The sequence below is a fragment of the Idiomarina sp. UBA4520 genome, assembly GCF_002388365.1.
In the GTDB taxonomy this organism is placed as follows: Bacteria; Pseudomonadota; Gammaproteobacteria; order Enterobacterales; family Alteromonadaceae; genus Idiomarina; species Idiomarina zobellii.
The window spans coordinates 1-13,681 of the sequence record NZ_DGMK01000012.1 but is presented as its reverse complement, the minus strand read 5'-3'; the positions used below and the strand labels follow the sequence as shown (position 1 = coordinate 13,681).

The following is a 13,681-nucleotide window of genomic DNA, read 5'->3' as shown; positions in this document are numbered from 1 at the left end:
GACGTTGGAGGCCTATTCAGGCTATAGTAACAACATAAAGACCGATATAGCGTTGACCCAAGGAAAGCAAGATGGCTGAAGACAATAATACAGAGCAAAACGAAGAGCAGGAAGGCAAAGGCGGTAAGAAGAAAAAGCTGATACTGTTCGGCGTTATAGGCTTGGTACTGATTTCTACAGTTGTATTGGTCCTGTGGCTCTTTGGCGGAACTTCGTCGAATGAACAAGCGCCAGAGCGCGCGTCGGAGCAGACAAGTAATGATTTTGAGAACGCGTCAGCTCCTGAAATTGGCAATGCGCTGTATGTTGGTATGCCGCGTCCATTTGTGTTTATCGTGCCGGGAGACTCAAGAGAGCGGACGGTGCAGATAAAAGCGCAATTAATGGTACGCGGTGAGGAAAACGAAGAGCTGGCGAAAAAACATATCCCGTTGATTGAAGGCACGTTACATGAAGTGTTCTCATCATCGACGGCAGACCGATTAAAAACGGCGGAAGGCAAAGGACAATTGCGCGAATTAGCGTTAACGGAAGTGCGAGGTGCACTTCAGGAAGTGACCGGGAAGCCCGTCGTCGAACAAGTTTTATTTACCAGTTTGGTAATGCAATAAGTGAGCAACTATGGCTGTGAGCGACTTACTATCACAAGACGAAATTGACGCACTCTTACACGGCGTTGACGACGTAGAAGAAGAGGATTCGGAGGGGCAAGAAGCCTCGGCGGATGCGCTCGACTATGACTTTTCGTCGCAAGACCGAATTGTTCGTGGGCGTATGCCAACTCTCGAAATCGTTAATGAACGGTTCGCTCGTCATATGCGCGTAAGCTTATTCAATATGATGCGTCGTACTGCCGAGGTCTCCATTAACGGTGTGCAAATGATTAAATTCGGCGAGTATGTGCATACACTGTTTGTTCCAACGAGTTTGAACATGGTGCGTTTTCGTCCGCTTAAAGGTACTGCGCTGATAACTATGGAAGCTCGTCTGGTCTTTATTTTGGTCGACAATTTCTTCGGTGGCGATGGTCGTTATCATGCAAAAATAGAAGGTCGTGAGTTTACGCCGACTGAACGCCGTATTATTCAAATGCTGCTGAAGTTGGTCTTTGAGGACTATAAAGAAGCCTGGGCTCCGGTCATGGATGTCGGCTTTGAGTATCTGGATTCCGAAGTAAACCCGGCTATGGCTAACATTGTGAGTCCGACAGAAGTTATTGTCATAAGCTCGTTCCATATTGAGCTTGATGGTGGCGGTGGTGACTTCCATATTGCCTTACCGTACTCCATGCTTGAGCCTATCCGAGAGCTGCTAGACGCCGGTGTTCAGTCAGACAAAGAAGATACCGATATGCGCTGGAGTAAAGCGCTGCGTGATGAAATTATGGACGTTCCGGTTGAAATGATTGCGAAACTTGCGGAAACCGAAATGTCGCTACGGGAAGTCATGGACTTGCAGGAAGGCGACGTTATTCCTCTGGAAGTGCCGGATGATTTAACCGTTCTGATAGAGGACTTACCAACGTTCCATGCGAAAATGGGGCGCTCAAGAGACAATGTGGCGTTGAAAATTTCGGATAAAATTAAACGTCCGGAAACCGTCAAATCCGATATTCACATGTTGACGCGTGGTGGTCGCCGAATAGGCGGAGATGCTGAGCTTCAACAGTTAGAAGAAGACATTGATTTATAATAATTGCTGCTTAGAAAGTGAGGTTGCAAAATGAGTAACGACGATAAAGATATGGATGACTGGGAAGCAGCAATGGCTGAACAGGCAGCTGCAGAAGATGAAGAGTCTTCAGAAGGCGATGCATCGGAAAGCGAAAAGCCAAGTAATGCCAGTCATTCAGGCATGGACAACGTGCAAACCGCAGAGCTGGAAGAGCTTAACGAAGATGCGCCGGTTGGTGAAGAAGAGAAGCGTAAACTGGATGCAATTCTTGATATTCCGGTCACTATTTCAATGGAAGTAGGGCGTAGCCAAATAAGCATTCGTAACTTACTTCAGCTGAATCAGGGCTCTGTTGTTGAATTAGAACGTGTTGCTGGGGAACCCTTGGATGTTTTGGTGAATGGTACCTTGATTGCGCACGGCGAAGTGGTTGTTGTTAATGATAAATTCGGGATACGATTAACCGATGTTATTAGTCAAATTGAGCGTATTCGCAAGCTTCGTTAGTTTGCTGGCGCTGCCGGTGACGGCACTTGCCCAAACCGAGCAAAAAGCAATAGTGTCCGGTAATGATATAGGCGCCATGGTATTGGCGCTTTTTGCCGTTTTAGTGGTCATTGTTGTATTGGCGTCACTGTTAAAACGGTTTAACCTGAAATTTCAGGGCGCTTCGGGTATGAAAGTGCTAAGTAGCGTGTCCTTAGGCGCCAAAGAGCGCTTGGTCATTGTCGATGTTGGGGGCGAAAAACTGTTGTTAGGTGTTACCCAGCAGCGCATTGACTGTTTAAAAGAACTACCGTCCGATATCAACCTGGAAGGAAAACAAGAACAATGAACCGCTGGTGGTATCTCATATTATTTACGGCGTTTTTGCTGATACCTGAGCAAGCTTTAGCCTGGCAGGATCTTTCCGCGGTGACCGTCAAAACTAATCCTGACGGCACTCAAGAGTACTCAGTAACACTGCAAATTCTCGCGATAATGACCGCGCTGACCTTTATACCGGCAATGGTCATTATGATGACGTCTTTCACTCGAATTATTATTGTTTTGGCGATACTGCGCCAGGCTATAGGTTTACAGCAGTCACCGTCGAATCAGGTGTTATTGGGTATTGCATTGTTTTTGAGTTTTTTCATTATGTCGCCGGTACTGAATGAAATTAATGACAAAGCTTTGCAGCCCTATATGAATGAAGAAATTCAGTCACTGGAAGCCGTTGACCGAGCCAAAGCACCGTTAAAAGCCTTTATGCTGGCGCAAACACGGTTAACTGATCTGGAAACCTTTATTGATATTTCTGGTGAAGAGGGCATTGAAGCGCCAGAAGACGTGCCGATGTCTATTTTGATCCCGTCTTTTATTACCTCAGAGCTCAAAACGGCCTTCCAAATTGGCTTTATGCTGTTTATTCCATTCCTAATCATCGACTTAGTGGTCGCCAGTGTTCTTATGGCCATGGGTATGATGATGTTATCGCCAATGATTGTGTCACTTCCCTTTAAGCTGATGTTATTTGTGTTAGTGGATGGCTGGAGTCTGACCATGAGTACGCTGGCCGGAAGTTTCGGGGTCTAGGAGGACGTATGTCACCAGAAATGTTTTTGGATATTTTTCAGGAAGCGCTGAAAACTATTGTGATTATGGTGGCATTCATCATTTTGCCCGGGTTGTTGGTCGGGTTAGTGGTTGCTGTTTTTCAGGCCGCCACCTCAATTAACGAACAGACCTTAAGTTTCTTACCTCGTTTATTAGTGACGCTTGCTGTTATCGGTCTTGGGGGGCATTTCCTGACCGAAACGGTGATGGACTTTACCATCGAAATGTTTAATCGGATTCCTGAAGTGGTTGGCTAATGGACTTGGTCACTTCTGTTGTCCTGGAGTGGCTAGAGCAACATCTCTGGCCGTTAACACGGGTCTCCGCCATGATAGGCAGTATGGCGCTATTTTCCGGCACTCTAGTTAACGCGCGTATTAAAGTTTTCCTGTCGTTAGCCATCATACTGGCGGTTTCCCCTGCATTACCTGAGGTGTCAACTGGTGTTGAAATGACATCAGTGGGTGGTTTTTTAGTGACCGCGCAACAAGTGGTTATTGGTGTAGCCTTGGGGCTGGTATCGCTGCTTTTCCTACAAATATTTGTACTTGGCGGCCAGGTTATAGCTATGCAGATTGGTTTGGGGTTTGCGTCGATGGTTGACCCCACGAATGGCCAGCAGGTACCGGTTATTGCGCAATTTTTTCTAATGCTTGCCAGTTTAGTATTTCTAGCCTTTGATGGTCATTTATTGATGATTCACATGATAATGGCCAGTTTTGAGGCTGTGCCCGTTGGCATGACCGGGCTGGATGCTGATGCTTTTATGGCGATTGCTGAATATGGTGCGGTGATGTTCTCAGCCGCTTTAGCCGCGATGCTCTCCGGTGTTATTGCTATTTTACTCATTAATTTAGGTTTCGGCGTAATGACACGAGCAGCACCACAACTGAACATTTTCGCAATAGGTTTCCCAATTACTATGGTGAGTGGTTTGGTCGTACTTTGGTTGACAATGGGCGGCTTCATTTTCCATTTTGAAAATCAATGGCAGCGTGCAATTGAAGTGATGTGCACAGTTATTGGCTCTCAGTGTAGCTAGACTCGGGGATAAGGTAGAGAGTAATGGCAGAGACTGATCAGGAACGCACAGAAGACCCCACGGAGCGACGAAAACAGCAGGCCCGCGAGAAGGGCCAGGTTGCGCGCTCCAAAGAAATGGGAACGGCGTTTGTATTGGTGAGCGCTGCTATTGCGTTTATGTGGTTTGGTGATTGGTTGTATGAGGGTGCTCGCAATGTGTTCCAAACGATGTTTACTATCGACCGTCAGCAAGCCTTTGATACCACAAAAATTTACGAAGCTTTTGGTATTGCCTTCGGCTTTATCATGTGGCCAGTACTCATTATTTTCGCTTTTGTTTTAGTGGCCACCTTTTTCGGTAATAGCTGGTTGGGTGGTATTTCCTTCTCGACCAAAGCCATGGCGCCTAAATTCAGTCGTATGAACCCCCTTAACGGCTTTAAACGCATGTTTGGTATTCAAGCTTTAGTCGAGCTTGTTAAAGCCATTGCCAAGTTTTCGGTTGTTGCTGTTTCGGCGTACTTTTTGTTGAAATGGCAGTTTGTCGATATTCTCCAAATGTCGATGGGGCAAATGCCAAATATGATAGGGAATGCGCTTGATATTCTGCTATGGATGTTCTTACTACTTTGCTGTTCAATCTTTTTGATTGTGGTGATCGATGCGCCTTTCCAGTTATGGAAACACAACAAAGACTTACGCATGACGAAACAGGAAGTCAAAGACGAACATAAAGATACAGAGGGTAGCCCGGAAGTTAAAGGTCGTATTCGTCGCTTGCAAATGGAAATGGCTAATCGCCGTATGATGCAGGAAGTGCCAAAAGCAGATGTCGTGGTGACCAACCCGACCCATTATGCGGTGGCGTTAAAATATGAAGATGGTGGCTCACAAGCCCCCGTGTTACTGGCAAAAGGAACCGACGAGACGGCGGCGAAAATTCGGGAAATTGCTTTGGAGTATGACATTCCATTGGTGCAGTCGCCCGCATTGGCGCGTTCTGTTTACCACACTACGGAGCTGGAGAAAGAAATCCCGCAAGGACTGTTCGTTGCTGTTGCACAAATTCTTGCCTATGTGTATCAGTTGCGCCTGTTTAAGCAAGGTCAGGCGAAACGTCCGAAAAAGCCTGACAGCGAGTCACCAATTCCCGAAGATTTGCGCTACTAACAGCGCTGCTATATCATTCGCCACCATTCGTGCCGATGTCGGCAGTGGTTAAATTGGAAGCAGTTATGGCTGAACTTAATTTGTGCCTGGCGCAACTGGACTTTACCGTTGGCGCAATTCACAACAATACCGCATTAATTTTAAAAACCATTCGTGAGCAGGGTCAGCAACACGACATTATCGTGTTCCCTGAGTTGGCCATTACGGGGTACCCGCCAGAAGACTTACTGTTAAGAAACGATTTAAGTCAGGCTGTCGACAACGCCGTGGAGCAAATTAGCGCAGCAGCGTCTGACTGTGTGGTTATTGTCGGACACCCACAGCATGTTGGTGGCGAGCTTTTTAATGCCATGTCGGTACTGCATCGCGGTGAGTGCCTATTACGTTATTTCAAGCAGCGCTTACCTAATCATGGTGTGTTTGACGAGCAGCGTTACTTTATTCCGGGTCATGAAAGTCAGGTGTTCGAGTGGCATGGCGTCCGCATTGGCCTACAAATATGTGAAGATTTGTGGCATCCCGAGCCATTACAACGATTGGCTGAAGACGATATTGATTTTGTCTTATCGATAAACGCGTCGCCTTATGAGCTGAATAAGCATGAGCAACGTTTGGGTGTATTGAGACAACGCGTATCGGAGTCGTCTAAGCCCATTGTGTACCTAAATAACTGTGGTGGACAAGACGAGCTGGTTTTCGATGGACATTCTCTTGTGATGGATGACGATGGTCAATTGCTGGCCGAGCTGCCGCATTGTCAGACAGCATTGACAAGTTTGAGCTATAAAAGCAGCAGGTTTCAATGCGAGAGCTTCCCTCCACGTAAGTCGCAAAATGACTTAGCCAATGTGTATGACGCTCTGGTTTTAGCGGTTAGAGATTATGTCACGAAAAATGGATTCCCAGGTGTCGTGTTAGGCTTATCTGGCGGTATTGATTCGGCATTAACTCTGGCTATCGCTGTTGATGCGTTGGGTGCTGATAAAGTTCAGGCCGTGATGATGCCCTTCCGGTATACCTCAGACATGAGCCTTGAAGATGCTGAAAAGCAGGCGAATACGCTTGGCGTTCAATATGACTCTGTGCCTATTGAGCCAATGTTCGACCAATTCATGCAGCAATTAACGCCGCTTTTTAAAGGTGCGGAAACCGACACAACGGAAGAAAACTTACAATCACGTTGTCGTGGTGTACTGCTTATGGCGCTGTCGAATAAAACTGGGTCGTTGGTGCTGACAACGGGTAATAAAAGTGAAATGGCTGTGGGTTATGCAACGCTTTATGGCGATATGTGCGGAGGCTTTGCGCCGATAAAGGATGTGCCTAAATTGTTGGTGTATCAGTTGGCTGAATATCGAAACACATTAGGCGACTGTATTCCTCAGCGAGTGATAGATCGCCCGCCTTCAGCGGAGTTAGCGCCGGACCAAGTCGATTCAGACTCGCTGCCCGACTATGGCGATTTAGACCGAATTCTGGCATTGTATGTAGAGAGAGACTGGTCAGTAACAGATATTGTTGCTGCAGGGTTTAGCGAAGAAGATGTTCGCCGGGTAGTTCGATTGGTCGACCTGAACGAATACAAACGGCGACAATCAGCGGTGGGTCCGAAAGTGACACCAAGAAACTTTGGCAAAGATCGCCGTTATCCTATTACCAGTCATTATCGCTATGAATTGCAACGACAAGGGCAATAGGGAAGCGTTATGAAAAAAGTTGAAGCCATTATAAAACCTTTCAAGCTTGATGATGTGAGAGAAGCATTGTCAGAAGTCGGTATTGCCGGCATGACTGTGTCTGAGGTTAAAGGCTTCGGTCGTCAGAAAGGCCACACTGAGCTGTATCGTGGTGCAGAGTATATGGTCGACTTTTTGCCGAAGGTAAAATTAGAAGTAGTCGTTGGCGATGATGATGTCGAACGGTGTATTGAGGCCATTATGGAAACCGCTCAAACCGGCAAAATAGGTGATGGCAAAATCTTCATTACCGATATTGAACGAGTCATTCGCATTCGAACCGGTGAGGAAAATGAAGACGCGGTTTAAACAACCGCGCCTTTCTCATTAATTGCTGACTAACTGATTCCCCGGGAAGTTAGCTCTTAACACTTTCAAAGCGTCTTCGCGTAACTCTGGTAAATCTAACTGATCGTAACTTTCTACCATCATTGCCAGAGCATTTTCCACTTCTGGCGTATCAGAAAAGTGCTCCAGAATGTAGCGTCCTCGATTGGCCGCTGCTAAATAAGCTTGGCGATCCATATAATACTGAGCAACAGCTAATTCTTTTTTCGCCAGACGACTCTTTATAGCGACTAACCGTTTTTTTGCATCGGCCGCATATTCACTGTCCGGGTATTTGCGAACTAATTCTGCAAAGTCCTTAAACGCTTCTTCAGCCATTGAAGAGTCGCGGTCAGAGCGGTCAACGCCAAACATTGCATGAATACCGTTGTGCTCAGCGCGCTGGTTGACCAGACCACGCATATACATGGCGTAATCAATGTCTTTATGATTCGGATTAAGACTAATAAAGCGATCAATCGCGGCTAGTGCTTCTTCTGTGTTATCTAACTTGTAGTGCAAGTAAATAAGGTCGAGTTGCACCTGGTGCGCGTAAGGACCAAACGGGAAGCGTCGGTTCAGATTCGACAGCTGCTCTTGAGCTAAATTAAAGTTACCTGCCGCCATACTTTCACGAGCTTGCTCGTAAAGTGACTCAATTTGGGTTTTAGCAACTTGTTGTTCTTCGTCAGGTTGGCTCGAACAACCAACAGCCATAAAGCAAAGAGCTGTGGATAATACAATGTGTCGGCCGAGTTGTTTACTTAACATATTTAGCAGTATTCCCTATATTTTTTTGGCGCTGCACGGGCAAACCGTTACACTAGCATATTCTTGCATTCTAACGCAGCCTTTAAGGCTTTGACAGTCGAAACCGAATATATGAATAAACGTATTGAATTAGAAGCTATTGTTCCTGAGTCATTAACAGGAAAACGATTAGACCAGGCACTTGCTGAGTTGTTCCCGGACTATTCTCGCTCTCGTTTAAAAGGGTGGATAACCGAGGAGAAGGTTTCGGTTGATGCCGAGGTCGTGAAGAAGCCCCGCGAGAAAGTCGAGACCGGCATGTTAGTGGCCGTGGATGCGGAAATTGAAAGTGAAGAGCGTCACATTCCGCAGCCGGTAGAGTTGGATATTGTTTATCAGGACGATGACATTTTGGTGATTAATAAGCCAGCAGGTCTGGTTGTTCACCCCGGCGCTGGTGCTCCGGACCGGACTTTGTTAAATGGTCTGCTGCACTATGACCCACAACTAGACTTGGTGCCACGTGCCGGCATTATTCATCGTTTGGATAAAGATACCACCGGCCTGATGGTGGTTGCCCGTAATGTCCCTGCGCAAACACAGTTAGTGTCGATGATGCAGGCTCGGGAAATCACACGAGAGTATGAAGCTGTGTGTAATGGTGTCATGACAGCAGGTGGCATGGTCGATGAGCCTATTGGTCGACACCCGACAAAGCGCACGCACATGGCCGTGGTTCAGTCCGGAAAGCCCGCAGTGACTCATTATCGAGTATTAGACCGCTATCGAGCTCACACCTTGTTGCGCTTGCGTCTGGAATCTGGACGAACGCATCAAATTCGTGTGCACATGGCACATATCAAACATCCGCTGGTTGGTGACTTGACCTATGGAGGCCGTCCGCGCCCGCCGAAACAAGCCGATGATCAATTCTTACAAACTCTGAGAAACTTTAATCGACAAGCTTTGCACGCCGCATCTCTGGGGTTACATCATCCCATTACAGGTGAATGGCTTGAATTCCACGTTGACCGTCCGGACGATTTTGAATATTTAATTGAAGAGTTGAAGCGTGACGCAAAACGTTTTTCATCCTAATTGGACGCTGCCTGACAATGTTGGTGTTGCAATTACAACAAGGGCGTTTGGCAACCTAGCGGTTCATGTGGGCGATGATCCCGCTGCTGTGCTGTTGAGACGACGGCGTTTAGAGCGTGAATTGTCGTTACCCCATTCAGCGGTGTGGTTGCAGCAACAACATACGAGCAATGTATTGTCATGGCCTTTTAAAACAAGCATAGCGGATGCTGCTTATAGTTCTCAGCCCGGCAGTGTATGCGCGGTATTGACCGCAGACTGTTTACCTATACTTATTTGTTCATCCGACGGCAAAGAAATAGCGGCAATTCATGCTGGATGGCGAGGTTTGGCAGATGGCGTGTTGCAAAAGGCATTAGAAAAGTTCTCTGCAGATCCATCGAGTTTAAGTGTTTGGATAGGTCCAGCGATTAGCTCAGATGCGTTTGAAGTTGGTCAGGATGTTTTCGATGCGTTTGTCTCGATTAACTCTGACGCGAAACCGTTTTTCAAGGCGACTGGAGCAAAATGGTTAGCGGACTTGCCCGGTATTGCGGAAATGATTTGCCGCCAGTTTGGTATTACTGCTATTACTCAGAGCTATGAATGTACTGTGACCCACTCTGAATTATGGTACTCCTGGCGTAAGGAAAAAGCCGCAGCCCGATTTGCGTCAATTATTTGGCGAAAATAACGGCTAAAAACTTGAAAACGCCCAAAAAGTACCCACATTTAACTCAACGAAAGATTTAAATGAGGTAGTACCATGAGACACGATAAATTTACCAGTAAATTTCAAATGGCGATTGCCGATGCGCAATCTATAGCGCTGGGTCGTGATCACCAATTTATTGAGCCTGTGCACTTAATGCAGGCATTGCTAGACCAGAATGGCGGCTCAGTCCGTCCATTATTTACGATGTTGGGTATCGATATCCCACAATTCAGAGCAAGCTTGTCCAAAGCCTTGGATGCATTGCCGCAAGTGGAAGGTACCGGTGGGGACGTCCAGCTTTCTCAGGCGACTGCACAGTTACTCAATTTGTGCGACAAATACGCACAGAAACGTAATGATTCTTATATTTCTTCTGAACTCTTTTTGCTAGCCGCAACGGAAGACAAGGGCAAGTTGGGCGAAATATTTAAAGCGCAGGGCATAAAGCGAGATGCGCTGGAAAAAGCGATTAATGATATTCGAGATGGTCAAAAAGTAGATGATCCGAACGCTGAAGAGCAACGCCAGGCTCTCGATAAATATACGATTGATTTAACAGAGCGCGCTGAACAAGGGAAGCTCGATCCCGTTATTGGTCGTGACGAAGAAATCCGCCGGACTATCCAGGTGTTGCAGCGTCGTACCAAGAATAACCCGGTACTGATTGGTGAACCTGGTGTCGGTAAAACGGCAATTGTTGAGGGGTTAGCGCAACGCATTGTTAATGGGGAAGTGCCTGAAGGCTTAAAACATAAGCGAGTGTTATCGCTCGATTTAGGCTCTCTGTTAGCTGGCGCAAAGTTTCGTGGGGAATTTGAAGAACGACTCAAAGCGGTATTAAATGAACTCTCTAAAGAAGAGGGACGAATTATTCTCTTTATCGACGAGCTCCATACCATGGTCGGTGCTGGTAAAGCTGAAGGTGCAATGGACGCAGGCAACATGCTGAAACCGGCGCTTGCGCGTGGCGAACTTCATTGCGTCGGTGCAACAACATTAGATGAATACCGCCAATATATTGAGAAAGACGCCGCTTTAGAACGTCGCTTCCAGAAAGTCTTGGTCGATGAGCCAACCGTAGAAGACACTATTGCGATTTTGCGAGGCTTGAAAGAGCGTTATGAGCTGCATCATTCGGTAGAGATAACTGACCCTGCAATAGTTGCAGCAGCATCTTTATCGCATCGTTATATCAGTGATCGCAAGCTGCCGGATAAAGCCATTGATTTAATTGACGAAGCAGCATCGAGTATCCGTATGCAGATCGACTCTAAACCAGAAGATTTAGATCGGTTAGAGCGTCGCATTATTCAGCTTAAGTTGGAGCGTCAGGCGCTGCAGAAAGAAAAAGACGATGCCAGTAAAAAGCGTTTGGAAACCTTGCATGATGAGTTAGACGACCAAGAACGCAAATACAAAGAGTTAGAGGAAGTCTGGAATACTGAAAAAGCGGCCGTGCAGGGCACCCAGCATATCAAAGCGCAGCTTGAGCAAGCGCGCACCGACATGGATATTGCTCGTCGAGCGGGGGACTTGAACCGTATGTCGGAACTTCAGTATGGGCGTATTCCTGAACTGGAACGTCAGTTAGACTTAGCATTGCAGGCCGAAATGCAGGACATGAGCTTGCTGAAAAACCGCGTAACCGACGAAGAGATTGCCGATGTACTGTCGCGTTGGACCGGTATTCCTGTTGCAAGAATGCTTGAGGGTGAGCGTGAAAAACTCATTCATATGGAAGATAACCTGCATAATCGTGTTGTCGGACAAAACGAAGCGGTCGAGGCAGTCGCAAATGCCATTCGTCGTTCGCGCGCGGGCTTGGGTGATCCAAACAGACCTATAGGCTCATTTTTATTCCTGGGTCCAACCGGTGTGGGGAAAACTGAGTTGTCCAAAGCGTTGGCGAATTTTATGTTCGATACAGACGATGCGATGGTTCGAATTGATATGTCTGAGTTTATGGAGAAGCACTCCGTAGCTCGCTTAGTTGGTGCACCTCCGGGTTATGTAGGTTATGAAGAAGGGGGGTATTTAACGGAAGCGGTGCGTCGCAAACCATATTCTGTCATCTTGCTTGACGAAGTAGAGAAAGCCCATCCGGATGTATTCAACATATTGCTTCAGGTATTGGATGACGGTCGCCTAACAGATGGACAGGGTCGCACGGTCGATTTTAAAAATACCGTGATTATTATGACATCGAACTTGGGCTCTGATCTCATACAAGAGCATGCGAAAGAGCATACGTACGAACAAATGAAAGCGGAAGTCATGGAAGTATTGGGGCGTCATTTCAGACCTGAGTTTATTAACCGGGTTGATGACACCGTGGTATTCCATCCATTGGGTGAAGCTGAGATACGCTCGATTGCTCAATTCCAGTTACAGCTGCTGTTTAAGCGCCTGGAAGAGAAAGACTTTGAGATTGAAGTCGATGATGATGCGTTAGCGCATCTGGCTCGTACAGGGTTTGATCCGGTATTTGGGGCGCGACCTCTGAAAAGAGCGATTCAACATGAACTTGAGAATCCGTTAGCGCAGAAAATCTTATCCGGAGAGATTCAACCTGCTAAACCGATAAAAGTCAGTGTTGAGAATGAAGCGCTAGTGATTAGTCAGTAACAGAGGCAACAAGGCTCGGGGATTTCCTACCCGAAGCCTTGTTGTGATAACCTGTTCACTTTCTATTAATAACTAAGAGTGTTTTTGCATGAGTAACGATAGTTCAAATACTAACGGCAAACGCCGGGGTATTTACTTACTGCCAAACTTATTCACAACGGCGGGTTTATTTTCTGGTTTCTATGCCATTGTTGCGTCGATGAATGAGCGCTTTGTCGAAGCAGCCGTTGCAATTTTTATTGCGATGATTTTTGATGGGCTTGACGGACGTGTAGCCAGAATGACCAATACCGAAAGTGATTTTGGTGCTGAATTCGACAGCATGGCAGATATCGTTTCCTTTGGTATGGCTCCAGCACTCGTGATGTACAACTACGCACTTGCTGACTTAGGTAAGCTCGGCTGGTTGGCTGCATTTATCTTTGTGGCTGGTGGTGCGTTACGGTTGGCAAGGTTTAATACTAATTTAGGCTCTTCGGATAAACGTTACTTTCAGGGGTTAGCTATTCCAAGCGCGGCCGCGATAGTCTCCGGCTTAGTTTGGGTGGGCTCTGAATACGGTATTGAAGGTTCTGATATTGGCGGCATTGCAGCCATTATTACTATTTGTGCTGGCTTATTGATGGTAACAAACTTCCGTTATCACTCTTTTAAAGATGTAGACTGGAAGGGTAAAGTCTCTTTCTTAGTTATATTAGTGATTGTATTGGCTTTCGTTATCGTTGCTACTCAACCATCTTTAGTTTTGTTCTCTATTTTCTTTTTATACGCCTTGTCTGGGCCAGTATTCACCATTAAAAATGTGAAAAAACTGAAGTTAGAGCATGTCGTTGGAGATGACGACGATGATGATGCTGACTTTAACCAAGACGGCGATGTTGATAAGAAACAGAAAAAAGAGTCTGATAAAGACGAATAAGTCATCAAATTGATTATGATCTAGGCAAGTGATCATTTTTCTTAAAAAAGATCTTGAAAGGGCACA

Annotated in this window: 15 protein-coding genes; 14 read left to right on the top strand and 1 reads right to left on the bottom strand. The window is 46.4% G+C overall.

From position 1 onward, the window contains the following. Positions 1-71: 71 nt before the first annotated feature. The 10 genes from fliL to glnB all read left to right on the top strand — a co-directional run bounded on the left by fliL (position 72) and on the right by glnB (position 7,511). A complete protein-coding gene (gene fliL, locus B3850_RS05390; protein WP_286875741.1) occupies positions 72-611 on the top strand; it encodes a flagellar basal body-associated protein FliL in 540 nt (179 codons plus the stop codon). Between the two features lie 16 nt (positions 612-627). After that, positions 628-1,692 (top strand): flagellar motor switch protein FliM, encoded by a 1,065-nt coding sequence (fliM, locus tag B3850_RS05385; RefSeq protein ID WP_053954077.1) that lies wholly within the window; start codon positions 628-630, stop codon positions 1,690-1,692. A 30-nt stretch (positions 1,693-1,722) separates the two neighbouring features. Further along, positions 1,723-2,181 (top strand): flagellar motor switch protein FliN, encoded by a 459-nt coding sequence (gene fliN / locus B3850_RS05380; RefSeq protein WP_053954025.1) that lies wholly within the window; start codon positions 1,723-1,725, stop codon positions 2,179-2,181. Continuing rightward, positions 2,141-2,509, top strand: a complete 369-nt coding sequence (gene fliO / locus B3850_RS05375; RefSeq protein ID WP_286911494.1) for a flagellar biosynthetic protein FliO — start codon at positions 2,141-2,143, stop codon at positions 2,507-2,509. The genes fliN and fliO overlap by 41 nt, the downstream gene beginning before the upstream one ends. Continuing rightward, on the top strand, positions 2,506-3,252 hold the full coding sequence (fliP, locus tag B3850_RS05370; protein ID WP_058577404.1) for a flagellar type III secretion system pore protein FliP: 747 nt from the start codon (positions 2,506-2,508) through the stop codon (positions 3,250-3,252). The genes fliO and fliP overlap by 4 nt, the downstream gene beginning before the upstream one ends. 8 nt (positions 3,253-3,260) lie before the next feature. Continuing rightward, positions 3,261-3,530, top strand: a complete 270-nt coding sequence (fliQ, locus tag B3850_RS05365; RefSeq protein WP_053954022.1) for a flagellar biosynthesis protein FliQ — start codon at positions 3,261-3,263, stop codon at positions 3,528-3,530. Further along, on the top strand, positions 3,530-4,315 hold the full coding sequence (gene fliR / locus B3850_RS05360) for a flagellar biosynthetic protein FliR (RefSeq protein ID WP_286911493.1): 786 nt from the start codon (positions 3,530-3,532) through the stop codon (positions 4,313-4,315). The genes fliQ and fliR overlap by 1 nt, the downstream gene beginning before the upstream one ends. A 23-nt stretch (positions 4,316-4,338) precedes the next feature. Next, complete coding sequence (gene flhB, locus B3850_RS05355; protein WP_053954020.1) at positions 4,339-5,466, top strand: flagellar biosynthesis protein FlhB; 1,128 nt, start codon at positions 4,339-4,341, stop codon at positions 5,464-5,466. 65 nt (positions 5,467-5,531) lie between these two features. Then, positions 5,532-7,163: an NAD+ synthase gene (locus tag B3850_RS05350; RefSeq protein ID WP_286911492.1), complete on the top strand. Its 1,632-nt coding sequence runs from the start codon at positions 5,532-5,534 to the stop codon at positions 7,161-7,163. A 9-nt stretch (positions 7,164-7,172) separates the two neighbouring features. Then, positions 7,173-7,511: a nitrogen regulatory protein P-II gene (glnB, locus tag B3850_RS05345; RefSeq protein ID WP_053954019.1), complete on the top strand. Its 339-nt coding sequence runs from the start codon at positions 7,173-7,175 to the stop codon at positions 7,509-7,511. Between the two features lie 18 nt (positions 7,512-7,529). Here the strand turns inward: glnB and B3850_RS05340 are convergent, their stop codons facing one another. After that, on the bottom strand, positions 7,530-8,300 hold the full coding sequence (locus B3850_RS05340) for an outer membrane protein assembly factor BamD (protein WP_053954018.1): 771 nt from the start codon (positions 8,298-8,300) through the stop codon (positions 7,530-7,532). Positions 8,301-8,411: 111 nt separating this feature from the next. On the opposite strand from B3850_RS05340, the gene rluD reads away from it, so the two are divergent. The 4 genes from rluD (at position 8,412) to pssA (ending at position 13,615) form a co-directional block, all read left to right on the top strand. After that, positions 8,412-9,377: a 23S rRNA pseudouridine(1911/1915/1917) synthase RluD gene (rluD, locus tag B3850_RS05335; RefSeq protein ID WP_286872471.1), complete on the top strand. Its 966-nt coding sequence runs from the start codon at positions 8,412-8,414 to the stop codon at positions 9,375-9,377. Then, positions 9,352-10,050: a peptidoglycan editing factor PgeF gene (gene pgeF / locus B3850_RS05330; RefSeq protein ID WP_286872468.1), complete on the top strand. Its 699-nt coding sequence runs from the start codon at positions 9,352-9,354 to the stop codon at positions 10,048-10,050. Before rluD ends, pgeF begins: the two co-directional genes overlap by 26 nt. A gap of 72 nt (positions 10,051-10,122) precedes the next feature. Beyond that, positions 10,123-12,696 (top strand): ATP-dependent chaperone ClpB, encoded by a 2,574-nt coding sequence (gene clpB / locus B3850_RS05325; protein WP_286911491.1) that lies wholly within the window; start codon positions 10,123-10,125, stop codon positions 12,694-12,696. An 88-nt stretch (positions 12,697-12,784) separates the two neighbouring features. Further along, a complete protein-coding gene (gene pssA / locus B3850_RS05320; RefSeq protein WP_053954014.1) occupies positions 12,785-13,615 on the top strand; it encodes a CDP-diacylglycerol--serine O-phosphatidyltransferase in 831 nt (276 codons plus the stop codon). Positions 13,616-13,681: the final 66 nt, after the last annotated feature.